Here is a 15002-nt window from a genome sequence, read left to right on the forward strand (position 1 = left end):
CCTGCCGGCACCTCCGCCGGCCGCCGTCTCCTCCGGCCTCGGCGCACCGGCACCTCGCCCGGTGACCGCGTCTCAGGCGAGCGTCTCCCCGCGTGGCGGCCTCATGCCGCCACGCCGTGTCGCTGCCGCCTTACACCGTCGCCCCCACATGGTCCACGATCGCGGTCGCCCCCTCCTGGCGTGCGCAGTTGGCGCAGCAGAACCAGCGCCGACCGGCCTCGACGCCGTGCCCGACGATGCGGACCCCGCAGTGCTCGCAGATCGGTGCCAGCCGCTGGATCGCGCACTCGAAGCTGTCGAAGATGTGCACCCCAGCCTGGGTGTGCACCTCGAAGCTCATGTCGTAGTCGTTACCGCACGTTTCACAAGTCGCCATGTTTCCCCCCGAAAACTCGGCATTTCCGGTTAAGTCCTACCCAGGTAGCCGCCAGTCAGACAATCCTTCCCACCACGATCACCACCGCGACCAGCGCGAACACCGCCGAGGCGGCCAGCAGCGGGGGGAGCAGCCGGGCGCACCTCTCGCGTGCCACGAGGCGGGCGCGGTTGGCGTCGATCCACTCCCCCAGGCGGGGCCAGGCGTAAGGCAGCGCCTGGTGGACCAGGCACGCCCGGTCTCCCCGGTGCCCGACCAGCCCCGCGAAGCCGTGCAGGACGCCCTCGGACCCGGCGGGGGCCCTGGCCTCTCGGGCGACCGCCTGCCCGTCGGCGTCGATGACGACGAGCCTCAGGAACACCTCCGGCACGCGCTCCCGGTCCGCCGGGTCCAGCGCGGCGAACGCCGACTCGGCCAGCGCGCCCAGCCCCGGATCGTCGCAGGCCGTGCGGACCCTGGCCGCGACCTCGGCACCCGCCCGCAGCAGCGGGGCCGTCTCGGGCTCCGGCGCATCCGTCCGGGGAACGGCCGGGTCGGCGGCGATCAGGGCGATCAGCAGATCGCGGGCGGCGGGTCTGGCCCGGGGATCCTTGGCGAGCGCGGCAGCGGCCAGAGGCAGCAGCGAGCGGGGCAGCGGGCTCAGATCGGGGTCGAGCGAGAGGATCCGGTGCATCACCGCGCCCAGGCTGCCCGCCGCGAACGGATCCTCGCCGCTCGCGGCGTACAGCACGATCCCGCCCCAGGCGAACACGTCGGCGGCGGGACCCGCCTCACCGCCGGTGAACACCTCGGGCGCCGTGTACGACGGCGCGCGTGGCCTGAGCCCGGTGGCGGTCAGCGCGGTTCTCAGGCCGGGACTCACCCCGAATCCGACGATCCTGGGTCCGCTCCGGCCGAGGAACACCTTGTCGGGTGCGAGGTCGCGGTGGACGACCCCGACGTCGTGGAGGGCGGTCAGCGCGACGGCGATCGCCGTCGCGAGGGCGTGCAGGTCGTCACCGCCGAAGATCCGGCCGGCCCCGCGCAGGCTGGGGCCCTCGACGTACTCGCTGACGATGTACGGCCTGGGCCCGTCCAGATCGGCGTCCAGCACCCCCGCCGTGCAGAACGAGGCCACCCGACGGGCCGCGGCGGCCTCACGACCGAACCGCTCACGCAACTCCGGATCGCTCCCGGCGTCACCGTGCAGCACCTTCACCGCCACACGCCTGCCCGCGGCATCGTACGCCTCGTAGACCACACCCTGACCACCCGCACCCAACCGCCCGGCCAGCCAGTAACCGCCCAACCGCTGCGGATCACCCACGATCAGTTCCCGCGCCACTCTCATGGGGTGTTTGATGCGATCTCCGGAGAAAAAGTTTCTCCTAACCGGGGCAGACGTTGCGATAGGGCAGGTCACCGAGGTAGGTGCGCCACTCCTCGCGCGAGAGGGTGCGGCCCGCGTGCTCACAGACCGCCCGCGCCACCGCCTCCGGCTCGACCGGATACTCGTCCAGGGTGCCGGCCGAGTCGACGACGACCAGCCGGGCCCCGTCCGGGCTGAACGCCAGGGACCGGAACTCACCGCTCTGCGAGGCGATCGGCGGGCCGAGGCGGCGTCCGGTCTCGACGTCCCACAGCCCCACCGACCGGTCGTTCACCGCCCCGGCGACGACGTCTCCGCGAGGTGAGAACGCCAGGGCCGTCTTCGTGGCCGGTTCGGCCCTGATCAGGTTTCCCACCCGATCCCTGCTTCTGGTCTCGAACACCGAGACCCGCCCGACCTGGTCGGCGGTGGCGAAGCGGGTGCCCTCCTTGTCGAAGGCCAGGGCGGTGGTCGGGATGGTGACGGTGGGCGCGCCGTACGTCTCGCCGAACGGCTTGCCCGTCGAGGCGTCCAGCAACCGGTGCTCTCCCCCCGCGACCGCCAGCATCCTGCCATCGGGGGTGAAGACCAGCCCCTCGACCGACTGCTGGGGCCTTGACCAGCGGAGTTTGCCGCTGGGCACGTCCCACACGGAGATCTCCCCGTCCGAGGCGCCCACCGATTCGAAGTAGAGGGTGTAGGAGGCCACCGCGGTGCCGTCCGCGCTGATCGCCAGGGCGAACACCTGCCCATCGCGGACCGTCTCGACGGCGGCGATCCGCTTGGCGGCGGCGACGTCCCATACGGTCAGCCGGGAGCTGTCACCACCGGTGTTGGCCACCAGTCGTCCGCCGTCCGCGCTGAAGGCCATCGCGAAGGCGCCGTCGGCGCCGTCGGGCCCGACGTTCAGCGTGCCGGTCCGGGTGCGCCGGCGCACGTCGCGAATGACGATCTCACTCGCTCCCTCGTCCCTGGACGCGAGCAGCCGGCCGTCGGGGCTGAGCGCGGCCCAGTTGGTCCCGGGGCCCTTCAGCGGGGCGGGCCTGGTCAGCGTGCCGACGTCGAGGGTCGTCACCGAGTCCTCGGTGAGGTAGCGCAGCGTCCGCCCGTCCGGATCGAAGGCCACGGTGGGCATGAACCCGTCGATCCTCTGGGTGAGCAGGAGCCTGCCGTCCCCCACCCGCCAGACCCGCAGGGCCGTGTCGGTCACCACGGCCAGGAAGCGCCCGTCGGGGCTGAAGACCGGATCTCCGCTGACACTCCCCTCGAAGAAACGGTCGAGATCGACTCCGGTGGACGCGTCGCGCAGTTCGAGCTTCCTGCCCCGGGAGACCGCGACGGTCCTGCCGTCCGGGCTGTAGGCCACCCGCGGTCCGCACCCGTTACAGCGGGTGCCCAGCGAGATCCTGCGCAGGCCGTCCAGGGTGAAGGCCGCCAGCTCACCGTCCAGCCCGCCGACGGCGATCCCGCTCCCGTCCGCGGAGATGTCGAAGTCGATGCCCGCGACAGGCGGGTACAGCTTCCTGCCGTCCAGATGGTTCCAGACCGTGAGCCCCTCCCCCTGGGTCACCATGATCCAGTCATCGGACCGGCCGAAGAACGCCCCGACGTCGCCACCCGCGTTGCGTGGCTGGACGGCGAGGACCGCGCCGGTCGGCTTGCCGGTCGCCACATTCCAGACCTTCAGTTTCACACCGCTGATCACGACGAGCAGCCTGCCGCTCGGGCTCAGCGCGATCACGCGCAGGTCGTCGCCGATCCCGGTGAGACCACCGATACGCCGGCCGGTCCGCACGTCCCAGAATCGTGCCTCGCCGTCGCTCGCGCTGACGAGCGTGCGCCCGTCGGCGCTCAGCGCCCTGAGGGTGTGTATTCCCGCGGCCGGGTCATGGAAGGCGGCGGTCTCCCGCTGGGTCAGCGAACCGGCCAGGCTCGCCCTGGCCTCGGTCACCGGCGCCAGCCGCCAGGCGGCCACGCTGAGCAGCATGGCCCTGACCGGCTCGGCGATCCGCAGCGCGTCGGCCGTCGCGGCGAGCCGGGCGGCCGTCGCCTGGTCGCGCTGGGAGGCGATGACGGCGCTGCGCGCGTCGGCCACCCTGCTCTGCTGCACGGCGAGCACCCCGGCGACCAGCGCGACGACCAGCAGCACGGCCAGCGTGCCGGACAGCACCCGGCCCCGGCGGGCGCGGCGCCGGGTGAGGGCGGCACCCGCCTCCAGGAAGTCCCGCTCGACCGGGCTGAGCGTGATGTTGCGGCGCCCGGTGGCCGCCCAGCGCATGGCGTTCTCCAGGCTGCTGCCCTGGAACAGGTCGCCGTCCCGGTGCCCCTGGGCCTCCCAGCGCCGCGCCGCGGTCAGGATGCCGCGGTGCACGGCCAGGCCGTCCCGGTTGGCCTGGACCCACATCCGCAGCCTCGGCCAGGCCTGCGGCAGCGCGGGCCGCGACAGCCAGACCTCCTCTTCGTCGTGGGCGACCAGGTACGAGAACACCTCCACCAGGCGCCGGACCGCTGTCACCTCGCCCTCCTCGCGCCCGTCGAGGAGCTCGGCCCACCGCGCCTGCCGTACGACCAGCTGGTCGTCGTCGGTCACGGTGACCAGCCGCAGGAAGATCTCGGGGGCGAGTTCGCGCTCGGCCGGGCCGAGCGCGACGTAGGCGTCCTCGGCGAGGGTGCCGAGCGCGGGGTCGGCGGAGGCCGCGCGGATCTGGGCCCCGGCGTCGCTGCCCGCCGCCAGCAGTCTCGGGGTGTCGATGGCGCCGTCCCCGCTGACCAGGGCGAGCAGCAGGTCCCTCGCGGTGGGCCGCGCGGCGGGGTCCTTGGCGAGTGAGGCGGCGACGAACGGCCGCAGGTGCTCGGGGAGCATGTCCAGCTGGGGCTGTACCGACAGCACGCGGTGCATGATCCCGCCCAGGCTCTCCGCCCGGAACGGGTCGGCACCCGTCGCGGCGAAGACCATGATCCCGCCCCAGGCGAAGATGTCGACGGCGGTGCTCGCGCGCTGGCCCATGAAGATCTCGGGGGCCATGTAGGTCGGGGTGCCCGCCACCATGCCGGTCGCGGTCAGTGACATGTCCTCCGTGCGGGCGACGCCGAAGTCGATCACACGGGGGCCGTCGGGACCCAGCAGCACGTTGTCGGGTTTGAGGTCGCGGTGGATGACCCCGGCCTCGTGGACGGCGGTCAGCGCGGTGGCGATCGCCGTCGCGAGACGGTGCAGGTCGCCTCCGGTGAAGCGGCGCCCCTCGGCGACGGCCCTGCGCAGGCTGGGGCCCTCGACGTACTCGCTGACGATGTACGGCCTGGGCCCGTCCAGATCGGCGTCCAGCACCCCCGCCGTGCAGAACGAGGCCACCCGACGGGCCGCGGCGGCCTCACGACCGAACCGCTCACGCAACTCCGGATCACTCCCGGCGTCACCGTGCAGCACCTTCACCGCCACACGCCTGCCCGCGGCATCGTACGCCTCGTAGACCACACCCTGACCACCCGCACCCAACCGCCCGGCCAGCCAGTAACCGCCCAACCGCTGCGGATCACCGTCGATAAGTGTCGTGCTCAACTCACACTCCGTTCAACGGCAGGTTGGACGCCCCCGAGGACGACGAAGTTCGCGGAGTGCCGAACATTCCGAACACGTCTCGCCCTCCTTGAGTGAACGGTGACGAAACTCTCGCGGCCGGCATGGCCCGTGGCCCGCTGGGCGGCCTCGACGAGGCCGGGAACACCGACCAGGATGCCTGCTTCCGGCCGGTCGGGGAGGACCGTTCGGAGATCGGAGACGCCACGGGCCGACTGGTCGTCAGAGTAGCCGGGCCCGCACCGGACGTGCCGCGTTCGGCGCGCGTACGCCGCGAAAAACACGTCGTGCCGTGGCGGCCGGGAGTGAGCCGCCGCGGTCGGCCGGAGGTGCCGGCGGCACGGGTCGTGACGATCCCGGCGATCAGCGTCCAACCCCGAGCCGCCATCACCGTACGCATGCCTTCGGAGCCTCTCCGTAGCCAAACCGGTTGATCCAGAGGGCGGGGGCGGGCTAGGTTGGCTCGCACGGACTTTCGCGCGTGCCGGGCCCACCAGCCCCGGGCACGCCGGTGTCAGGCGACGCATAGCACGGCGAGCCCGAGGAGGGGAGGAAGATCATTCGACGCGCCAGGATCATCCGGCAGTGGGGCGCACGCCGCCCCGCCCGCATCTCCGGCCTGGATCTGAGGTCTCCCTCGGGTCGCCCACTCCCCTATTGACCTGGTCTTTACGGCAGTCTTATGCGGCGATCTGTAGATATTTCATATAACGGAACCATCACGCCGGGGGGCTCAATGAAGAGACTTGTGGTCGTGCCACCATATGTCGCACGGCTCAAGATCAGGGATATTCGTTCCGCGACACGCCGTGGAGTGACCGGCGACGCCAAGGTGGTCGATCTCAGCGCCTACACGGGCCGCAACGTTCTGCGCTTTCCACAGACGAGCGGCCCTACCTCCGCCGCCTGACCTCCATCGCGAAAGACCCGCCCGGGCGGGTCTTTCTCCGTTTCCGGCCCCTTCCTGTGCCCGGGCACCGACCGTCCGCACATGCACGGCCCGGCCGTCGGCGGCCTCGGGCCTACTCGCCGCCCGGTGCCTTCCGCGTGAGGAACAGCAGGATCGCGGGGGTCAGCACGCAGAAGGCGAGCACGACGACCTGCCCCACCGCGTCCACCATGTCGAAGTGCCCCAGGTGACCGAGATGGAAGGTCAGGTGCGGCACCGAGTAGAGCAGGTATCCGGCGAGCACCGTACGGATCAGCAGGCGGTCGAGCGTCACCGCCGCCACCGCGAGCATCAGGCCGAAGCCCAGGTTGAGCCCACCGAGGTCCCGCAGGAGGTGCTCGTTGTAGGGCGGCAGCAGCGCCACCCAGGGATGACCCGGCAGCGGGAAGCCGTCGTAGAACCCGCGCGGCACGAGCAGTGCCCAGCCACCGACGACCGCCTCGGTCACGGCCAGGACGGCGAGCAGGACGCGCGACCAGGTCGCGGTCCAGAACGGCACACGCGCGGTGGAGACCGTCTCGTTCATCGCCCCTCCGTTCCCGCCTCGTACCCGCTCCGGCCGGCGGCCACGGAGACGAAGTCCGCGAAGGTCCCGCACCCGGCTGGGCGGTCGGGCGCGAGGTGCACGCCGTGCCGGAAGGCGGCGGCGATCCTGCCGGGTACGGGCAGCGGTATGACGAGCCCGCGCCCGCCGGTGACCCGCAGATAGGTCCGCGCCGGCTCGGCCGCGCTCACGATCTCCGGGCCGCCCATGTCGGGCACCCGCCCGGCGGGCGTGCTCAGCACCAGTTCCAGCAGCCGCTCGGCGACCTCCGTGACCTCCACCGGCTGGAAGTTCGTCCCCGCGGGGACCGGCAGGACCCTGAACCTCGCCGGCTTCCCCAGCATCAGCACCAGCAGGTTGTGGAACTGCGTCGTGCGCAGGATGGTGTACGGCAGCCCCGACGGTCCCACGCCGCCGGCTGTCAGGTTCCCCTCGGAAGGCAGTGCCGACATCCACGCCTGGATCGCCGACGGGGCGTGTCACGGTGGTGACCGGGGCGGGCAGGAAGGCCGAGAGCCGCTGGGTGATGTGACCCGACGTCCCGGAGGCGGGCACGGGACCACGCCTCTGAGCACGGCCAGCCGATGAGGACATCCATCGGACTCCGCCGGACACCCCGATCTACGATCATCTTCGTACCCGGGCACAGCCTCCGCGGCATGGCCGGGAACACAGGCCGCGGCCCCGGTGTGTCACCGGGGCCGCGGCGGTCAACGTGTCGGGCCGAAGCCGAACTCGTCAGATCCAGTTGGAGATCAGGCGTACCTCCATGCCGACCGGGCGGGCGGCGCAGGGCATGGACTTGACCTGTCCGGCGCGGCCGGCCTGGACGCTGTAGCAGGAGTCGACCCAGTCGTCGCTGTCGGTGACCCAGTCGCTGGGCAGCGCGCCGATGACCTTGTCGGCGATCGCGACGTACTGGCCGTTTCCGGTGACGACGAGCACGCCTTCGACGATGGCCTTGGCCAGGCCGGACAGGTCGGCGTTGTCGTCGCGCTCCATGAAGACGACGTCGACGGCGGTCCAGCTGAAGTTGGACCACTCGATCAGGACCTGGTTCACGTTGCTGTAGGTCGTGCCCTCGTTGGTGATGTAGGGCATCTCGATGCTGTCGACCCGAGCCTTACCGTCGGTCCCGGCGCCCATGGTCCAGGCGTAGATCTCCGGTCCGCCCTTGTACCAGGGCTCGTGGTCGTTGTAGTTGGTGATGCGATTGATCTGGGCTGCCCAGCGGGGCGTTCCCGCGGCCTGCGCCGTAGGCTGCTGGGCCTCATCGGCCTTACGGTCGATTCCGGTGATGCCGGCCTCGGTGAGAGCCTTGCGGATGACCTGCTGGCCCAGCTCGGCGGTCTTGCGCTCGTTCAGGCCCACGACGAGCACCGCCTGCCTGGGAGCCCGGCGGGCATCGAGCTCGTAAGTGCGACCGGCCGAGTCGTAGGCGGTGACGGTGCGGACGAACTTCTCGTCCTTGGACGGGGTGAACATGACCAGTGGCTTCTCGCCCGCGGCGACCCGCTTGACCGTGGCGGGGTCGGCCGAGACCTCCAGCAGCGACTCGCCCTCGCCTTCGGCCTGGAGACCCTTCAACTGCAGGATCTTGCTGTCAGCCTGGCGGGTGTAGTCGGTCAGGTCCTGCGCGCCTGGCACGGAGGCGAACAACGCGGCCAGGTCGGCCTGGCCGTCACCCGCCAGCTCGCGGTTGAGCACCGCCTTGAACTCACCGTTGTCGAGCCTGCGGGCGATCTGCTCGGCGAGCGTCCGCTTGAGCCCGTCCATGGTGGCGGCCGACTCTGCGGCCTTGAGCTTGGCCGACTGGCCGGGTGGCAGCGGATCGGCCACGGCCGTCGCCGGCGCTACAGCACCCATCAGGGTGGCGGCCAGGGCGAATGCCGCCAGCCCAACTACCTTCTTCACAAAACCTCCTGGTCAATGCAAGAAGAAGACCGATAGAGCACTACCGCCGGATTCTTGCGAGAACCGAGCGGTTGCATAAGGCAGAGGATGACCGGCGCGCCTTGTCAAATAATTACGTCTTCTTATGAACCCTTATGGTCAATCCCATAATGGGTTTAACGTTCATTTTCGGACTTGGATGTGTGGACGCCCTCGTGCAGCCGGTTATGGGATCGGATCGCGATGGCCAAGGTCGGCACGGCCCCGCGTCGCCTCCCCCAGCGGGTCTTCGGGGTCGGTCATCCCGAGGTCGACTCGCACGCCCGGATGCTCCTGGCGAAGCCGGGCGAGCGCGGGCGCCATCAGAGTGGCGCCCGCCGTGGCGAAGTAGCGTATCGCCGGCCGCTCGGTGTGCCCGGCTCATAGGCCGGTCACCTTCTACCTCAACTACCGGCTCATCTCGGACGAGGGCACGACCAGCGCCGCCATCGTCGGATACCTGCTGCCGGGAACGATGGTGCTCGACGAGGAACCCGGCCCACGCGTCATCTCGGGAATGATCGTCGCGCCCCTCGGCGCCGGGATGACGACGCCCGGGTCCGTCATGCCTGTCCGATCAGCCGCGGAGCCCTCACCGCACGGGAGGTCGGCTCCTCCGGTTGCGGGACACCCGAGTCGCGGCGCGAGCGGTGCGGGTCCGAGGCGGCAAAGCCCACAGACAGCCGGAGGCGGGGCACCGGACCTCCGCCGACGCCCCGCCTCTGACCGGGTGCCTCACATCCGAAGCTCGCCCAGAATCAGCTGCAGCCGCTGGTGGAGCCGCAGCCCTCGCAGACGTAGCAGCTGCCCGCGGGGCGCATCTTGGTGCCGCAGGTCATGCAGAGCGGCGCGTCGGCGGTGCGGCCCTGGTGGGACTCCAGGGAGCCGGCCCGCCGCGGGGTTTCCACCGGCACCGCTTCGGCTCGGGTCTGGGGCTCCTCGATGGGGGCCGAGGTGGCGAGCTCGGCGATGACCTCGTCGGCGTGGATCGGGGCCGGGTCCTCACCACGCTGCTGGGCGGCGCGCTCGGAGGCGGAGAAGATACCGAGGGCGGCACGGTCGTCGTAGGGCAGGTGGTCCAGGGCCAGGCGGCGGAAGATGTAGTCCATCACCGAGGCCGCTATCCGGATGTCCGGGTCGTCGGTCATGCCGGCCGGGTCGAAGCGCATGTTGACGAACTTGCCGACGTAGGTCTCCAGCGGCACCCCGTACTGCAGGCCGATGGAGATGGCCACCGAGAACGCGTCCATGACGCCCGCGAGGGTCGAGCCCTGCTTGGACATCTTCAGGAAGACCTCGCCGAGGCCGTCGTCGGGGTAGGAGGAGGCGGTCATGTAGCCCTTGGCGCCGCCCACGGTGAAGCGGGTGGTGGTGCTGGGACGCTGGTTCGGCATCCGGCGACGGGTCGGGCGGCTGATCTCCACGACCTGGATCTCCGGCTCGGCGACAGCCTCCTTCGCCTCGGTCTTCCTGCCGGCGGCCGAGAGGGGCTGGCCGACCTTGCAGTTGTCGCGATAGACCGCGAGGGCCTTCAGGCCGAGCTTCCAGCCCTCCATGTAGACCTGCTCGATGTCCTCGATGGTGGCGGACTCGGGGAGGTTGACGGTCTTGGAGATGGCGCCGGACAGGAACGGCTGGGCCGCGGCCATCATCCGGACGTGCCCCATGGGGGCGATCGCGCGCTCGCCCATGGCGCAGTCGAACACCTCGTAGTGCTCGTGGCGCAGGCCGGGGGCGTCGACGACGTGGCCGTGCTCGGCGATGAACTCGACGATCGCCTCGATCTGCTCCTCCTGGTAGCCCAGCTGCCGGAGCGCGCGCGGGATCGTCTGGTTGACGATCTGCATGGAACCGCCGCCGACGAGCTTCTTGAACTTGACCAGGGCGAGGTCGGGCTCGATGCCGGTGGTGTCGCAGTCCATCATCAGGCCGATGGTCCCGGTGGGCGCGAGCAGCGAGGCCTGGGCGTTGCGGTAGCCGTTCCTCTCACCGAGCCTGAGGCACTCGGCCCACTGCTTGGAGGCCTCGTGGTGGATGTCGCCGTCCATCTTCTCGAACGTGCGCAGAGTCTCGTTGGCGTCGTTGTGCTTGCGCATGACCCGCTTGTGCGCGTCGGCGTTGCGGGCGTAGCCGTCGTACGGGCCCACGACCGCGGCCAGTTCCGCGCTGCGGCGGTAGGAGGCGCCGGTCATCAGCGAGGTGATGGCTCCGGCCAGGGCGCGGCCGCCCTCGGAGTCGTAGGCGTGGCCGGTGGCCATGAGCAGCGCGCCGAGGTTGGCGTAGCCGATGCCGAGCTGGCGGTAGGCACGAGTGGTCTCGCCGATCTTCTCGGTCGGGAAGTCGGCGAAGGTGATGGAGACGTCCATCGCGGTGATGATCAGCTCAGTGATCTTCACGAAGTTCGCGATGTCGAAGGTGTCGTCGTCTCTCAGGAACTTCAGCAGGTTGATGCTCGCCAGGTTGCACGAGGAGTTGTCCAGGTGCAGGTACTCCGAGCAGGGGTTGCTGGCGGTGATGCGGCCCGTCTCGGGGCTGGTGTGCCAGTCGTTGATCGTGTCGTCGTACTGGACGCCGGGGTCGGCGCACTCCCACGCGGCCTTGCCCATCTTGCGGAACAGGCTCCTGGCGTCGACCTTCTCGATGACCTCGCCGGTGAGCCGGGCACGCAGGCCGAACTCCTCGCCCTGCTCCACCGCGCGCATGAACTCGTCGGAGACGCGCACGGAGTTGTTGGCGTTCTGGTACTGGACGGAGACGATGTCCTTGCCGCCCAGGTCCATGTCGAACCCGGCGTCACGGAGGGCGCGGATCTTGTCCTCCTCGCGCGCCTTGGTCTCGACGAACTCCTCGATGTCGGGGTGGTCGACGTCGAGGACCACCATCTTGGCGGCGCGGCGGGTGGCGCCGCCGGACTTGATGGTGCCCGCGGAGGCGTCCGCTCCGCGCATGAAGGAGACCGGGCCGCTGGCGGTGCCGCCGCTGGAGAGAAGCTCCTTGGAGGAGCGGATCCTGGAGAGGTTGACGCCGGAACCGGAACCGCCCTTGAAGATCACACCCTCTTCCTTGTACCAGTCGAGGATCGACTCCATCTGGTCGTCGACGGCCAGGATGAAGCAGGCGCTGACCTGCTGCGGCGACGCCGTGCCGACGTTGAACCAGACGGGGGAGTTGAAGCTGAAGACCTGGTTGACCAGAGCGTGCTTGAGCTCGTGGTCGAAGATCTCCACGTCCTCCTCGCCGGCGAAGTAGCCGTGCTCGACCGCCGTACGGGTGTAGACGCCCACCACGCGGTCGATCAGCTGCTTGAGGCTCCACTCCCGCTGCGGGGTGCCGACCGCGCCGCGGAAGTACTTGGTGGTCACGATGTTGGCGGCGTTGACCGACCACGACTGGGGGAACTCGACGTCGCGCTGCTCGAAGTTGACCGAGCCGTCGCGCCAGTTGGTCATGACGACGTCACGGCGCTCCCAGGACAGCTCGTCATAGGGGTGCACGCCTGGGGTGGTGAAGATGCGCTTCATCCTCAGGCCCTTGCGCGGCCGCTTGCTCCCACGTGCCACCGCGCCGGCGGTCTCCGTCATGATTTCCCCCTCCTGAGGCTCCGCGAGCCCTCATATCGGACCACACCAACACGCCGCTCACCCCCGGCGCCCAGGGTCTTTCTCAGTCTTGCCCGCTGGAGCGCCCCGCCCGGAGCTGCTCGATCTCCGCCTCGAAGTCGGCCAGGGTCTCGAACCCCCGGTAGACGGAGGCGAACCGCAGGTACGCCACCTCGTCCAGTTCGCGGAGCGGCCCCAGGATCGCCAGCCCGACCTCGTGGGCCGCGATCTCGGCGCATCCGGTGGCCCGGATGCTCTCCTCGACCCGCTGGCCCAGCTGCGCCAGGGAGTCCTCGCCGACGGGCCGCCCCTGGCAGGCCCGCCGGACCCCGGCGATCACCTTGTCCCTGAAGAACGGCTCCGTCACGCCACTGCGCTTGCTCACCATGAGCAGGACCGTCTCCTGTGTGGTGAACCTGCGCCCGCACTCCGGGCACGTGCGCCTGCGGCGGATGGCACCGCCGTCCTCGGTGGCCCTGCTGTCGATGACTCGCGTGTCCGGATGACGACAGAACGGACAGTGCACGCGCGTCGCCTCCTTGAGCTGCGAGAGCGGCTCACCCACCTCACCTGCCCCATGGCGCGCATGTCGAGACGCTCGCGCACGCCCCTCGAATAGTCGAGATGCGGTAATGGAAACACAATCTGTGGTGAAGTGTTGTAGTGCAGCCACTAGATGTTGTGGTCTAACGGTAGAAGTGCGCGACCATGAACGCAAGTTGAAAGGCCCTCGCCACACGAAGTCGCTGATCAGCCGTCACGTCTCGGCGTGTCGCCCCTCGGGCGATGCCCTCCCACCTCACACACCCCTTCCCTCACATGCGTCCCAGACGATATGTCAGGCAGGGCCCTCATCGAACCCTCCCGCGCGGCTCGCCCACACCTTCCTCGAACCCCGCCGGCCAATCCCACGCGCCCCACGGAATGCGCCGCTTCTCAGCGGATGAGGCCCTCGGGGAGATAGAGCCGGGTTCCGGGCCGGACCTCGGAGTCGGCCAGCCCGTTGAGGTCCATGATGCGACGGACCGCCCGGCCGGCGTCACCCTCCTGCGTCAACGCGTCCGCGATCTCCCACAGCGTGTCACCCGCGTGCACCGTGATCCGGGGCAGGCCCTCGTGACCCGTCCGCTCGCCCGCCAGGGCCGTGTCGATGCGCCCGCCGACCCAGAGCATCCCCAGGGTGAACAGTACGAGCATCGTCACCGCCACGATCCTCCCACGCCGGGTGAGCCGGAGTGGCCGCCTGGCGGTCCGGGGCCGGACGGCACCCGGGCGACGGACGCCCGCACGAACCGCTCCCGCCCCGGGCACCTGGCCCGGCGCCCCGTGCCCAAGCCCCCGCCGAGGCCCCTGCCCGTGCCCACGCCTCGCGCCGCGCCCGAGTCTCGGCTCACACCCGGCCTCCGGCTCCCGAGGCCGCCCGGCCGTCCGCTCGCGCCCGGGCCGCCCCGGCCCCCTTCCGTCTTCCGGACTCCGCCCCGCCCCGGCCCGGCTGCCTGATTCCGGCGCGGGAGCGGGCTCCGATCTCGGTGGCGGCACCAGGCGCAGCAGCGGTGCCCCCGGCGACCGCCGTGCGGTCCGGGATCTCGGCACGGCCATGGATCGTGGTGTCGTCGCGGTCGGTTTCACGGTGGCCCCCATCCCCTCGACCTGGCCGAACACATGTCGAAGAAAGATCGGTGAATCGAACACGATGTCGATCGAACTCCCGTACGATGTTGTACACCACGGCGTCGCCGATATCGAGGACATTCGAACAATTGTTTGAATATGATCTTCGGCCGTTGTATGGTCGCTGTGTGCGACACATCAGATACAGACCGGGAGGCGAGGAGTTCGTATGAGCCAGCACAACGAGAACGGTTCGGCCGCCAGCGACCTGGCGGTGCGAAGGCGTGACTCCCTTGGCCTCACCCCCAGGCAGCGGAAGATCCTTGAAGTGATCCGCGACTCCGTGCAGCAGCGCGGTTACCCGCCGTCCATGCGGGAGATCGGTGAGGCGGTGCAGCTCACCAGCACCTCCAGCGTGTCGCACCAGTTGACGGCTTTGCAGCGCAAGGGCTACCTGCGGCGTGACCCGCACCGCCCCCGTGCTCTGGAGGTACGCCTTCCCGGCGAGCCCGTGCTGTGGGTGGATCCCGACTCCGGCGAGGACGAGACCCCGGTCAGCCGCCCGACCGCCGCCTACGTGCCACTCGTCGGCCGGATCGCCGCCGGTGGCCCGATCCTCGCCGAGGAGAGCATCGAGGATGTCTTCGCCCTGCCCAAGCAACTCGTCGGCGAGGGCACGCTCTTCCTCCTCCAGGTGACCGGAGACTCGATGATCGAGGCCGCCATCGCCAACGGCGACTGGGTGGTCGTACGCCAGCAGCCGGTGGCCGACAACGGTGACGTGGTCGCGGCGATGATCGACGGCGAGGCCACGGTCAAGACCTTCAAGCGCAGGGACGGCCACGTCTGGCTGGTCCCGCACAACCCCAACTACGACCCGATCCCGGGTGATGAGGCCACCGTGCTCGGCAAGGTCGTGGCGGTCCTCCGCAAGCTCTGAAGCACGCGCGCCTTCAACCCTCCGGGCCACACGCTCGAGAACGCACGCCACGCCGGGGGGGCGGCCCCCCCCCCCCGGGGGGGGGGGGGGCCCCCGGGGGGTGGGGGGTAGGGGAGGAGAGCGGCG

General features: G+C 70.3%; 12 protein-coding genes. 1 reads left to right on the forward strand and 11 read right to left on the reverse strand.

Annotation, left to right across the window (positions count from 1 at the left end; genetic code table 11):
* Positions 1-130 precede the first annotated feature (130 nt).
* The 11 genes from ACWD3H_RS26770 to ACWD3H_RS26820 form a co-directional block, all read right to left on the reverse strand.
* Positions 131-376, reverse strand: a complete 246-nt coding sequence (locus tag ACWD3H_RS26770) for a hypothetical protein (RefSeq protein WP_451956953.1) — start codon at positions 374-376, stop codon at positions 131-133.
* A 55-nt stretch (positions 377-431) separates the two neighbouring features.
* On the reverse strand, positions 432-1706 hold the full coding sequence (locus ACWD3H_RS26775) for a serine/threonine-protein kinase (protein ID WP_451956954.1): 1275 nt from the start codon (positions 1704-1706) through the stop codon (positions 432-434).
* A gap of 37 nt (positions 1707-1743) precedes the next feature.
* Positions 1744-5283: a protein kinase domain-containing protein gene (locus tag ACWD3H_RS26780; RefSeq protein WP_451956955.1), complete on the reverse strand. Its 3540-nt coding sequence runs from the start codon at positions 5281-5283 to the stop codon at positions 1744-1746.
* A 1040-nt stretch (positions 5284-6323) separates the two neighbouring features.
* Positions 6324-6776 (reverse strand): hypothetical protein, encoded by a 453-nt coding sequence (locus tag ACWD3H_RS26785; protein WP_451956956.1) that lies wholly within the window; start codon positions 6774-6776, stop codon positions 6324-6326.
* Positions 6773-7246: a hypothetical protein gene (locus tag ACWD3H_RS26790; RefSeq protein WP_451956957.1), complete on the reverse strand. Its 474-nt coding sequence runs from the start codon at positions 7244-7246 to the stop codon at positions 6773-6775. The genes ACWD3H_RS26785 and ACWD3H_RS26790 overlap by 4 nt, the downstream gene beginning before the upstream one ends.
* Before the next feature lie 286 nt (positions 7247-7532).
* On the reverse strand, positions 7533-8708 hold the full coding sequence (locus ACWD3H_RS26795) for a DUF3103 family protein (protein ID WP_451956958.1): 1176 nt from the start codon (positions 8706-8708) through the stop codon (positions 7533-7535).
* Positions 8709-8912: 204 nt separating this feature from the next.
* Positions 8913-9050, reverse strand: coding sequence for a LysR substrate-binding domain-containing protein (locus tag ACWD3H_RS26800; protein ID WP_451935373.1), 138 nt, complete (start codon positions 9048-9050; stop codon positions 8913-8915).
* An 84-nt stretch (positions 9051-9134) separates the two neighbouring features.
* Complete coding sequence (locus ACWD3H_RS26805) at positions 9135-9293, reverse strand: hypothetical protein (RefSeq protein WP_355567521.1); 159 nt, start codon at positions 9291-9293, stop codon at positions 9135-9137.
* Between the two features lie 191 nt (positions 9294-9484).
* Positions 9485-12307 carry a vitamin B12-dependent ribonucleotide reductase gene (locus ACWD3H_RS26810; protein ID WP_355567507.1) on the reverse strand — a complete coding sequence of 941 codons (2823 nt, stop codon included), beginning with the start codon at positions 12305-12307 and terminating at the stop codon, positions 9485-9487.
* Between the two features lie 82 nt (positions 12308-12389).
* Positions 12390-12851 carry a transcriptional regulator NrdR gene (gene nrdR, locus ACWD3H_RS26815; protein ID WP_350925962.1) on the reverse strand — a complete coding sequence of 154 codons (462 nt, stop codon included), beginning with the start codon at positions 12849-12851 and terminating at the stop codon, positions 12390-12392.
* A 410-nt stretch (positions 12852-13261) separates the two neighbouring features.
* Positions 13262-13528: a LysM peptidoglycan-binding domain-containing protein gene (locus tag ACWD3H_RS26820; protein WP_451956959.1), complete on the reverse strand. Its 267-nt coding sequence runs from the start codon at positions 13526-13528 to the stop codon at positions 13262-13264.
* Between the two features lie 637 nt (positions 13529-14165).
* Here ACWD3H_RS26820 and lexA point away from each other — a divergent pair.
* Positions 14166-14876 (forward strand): transcriptional repressor LexA, encoded by a 711-nt coding sequence (gene lexA / locus ACWD3H_RS26825; RefSeq protein ID WP_343972512.1) that lies wholly within the window; start codon positions 14166-14168, stop codon positions 14874-14876.
* Positions 14877-15002 lie beyond the last annotated feature (126 nt).

This window comes from Streptosporangium sp. NPDC002607, assembly GCF_053592655.1.

Bases quoted from the DNA above. Each gene is read 5' to 3' on its own strand.
- ACWD3H_RS26770 (WP_451956953.1), bottom strand. From the start codon at position 376: ATGGCGACTTGTGAAACGTGCGGTAACGACTACGACATGAGCTTCGAG.
- ACWD3H_RS26775 (WP_451956954.1), bottom strand. From the start codon at position 1,706: ATGAGAGTGGCGCGGGAACTGATCGTGGGTGATCCGCAGCGGTTGGGC.
- ACWD3H_RS26785 (WP_451956956.1), bottom strand. From the start codon at position 6,776: ATGAACGAGACGGTCTCCACCGCGCGTGTGCCGTTCTGGACCGCGACC.
- ACWD3H_RS26790 (WP_451956957.1), bottom strand. From the start codon at position 7,246: ATGTCGGCACTGCCTTCCGAGGGGAACCTGACAGCCGGCGGCGTGGGA.
- ACWD3H_RS26800 (WP_451935373.1), bottom strand. From the start codon at position 9,050: ATGGCGCCCGCGCTCGCCCGGCTTCGCCAGGAGCATCCGGGCGTGCGA.
- ACWD3H_RS26805 (WP_355567521.1), bottom strand. From the start codon at position 9,293: ATGACGGACCCGGGCGTCGTCATCCCGGCGCCGAGGGGCGCGACGATC.
- ACWD3H_RS26810 (WP_355567507.1), bottom strand. From the start codon at position 12,307: ATGACGGAGACCGCCGGCGCGGTGGCACGTGGGAGCAAGCGGCCGCGC.
- lexA (WP_343972512.1), top strand. From the start codon at position 14,166: ATGAGCCAGCACAACGAGAACGGTTCGGCCGCCAGCGACCTGGCGGTG.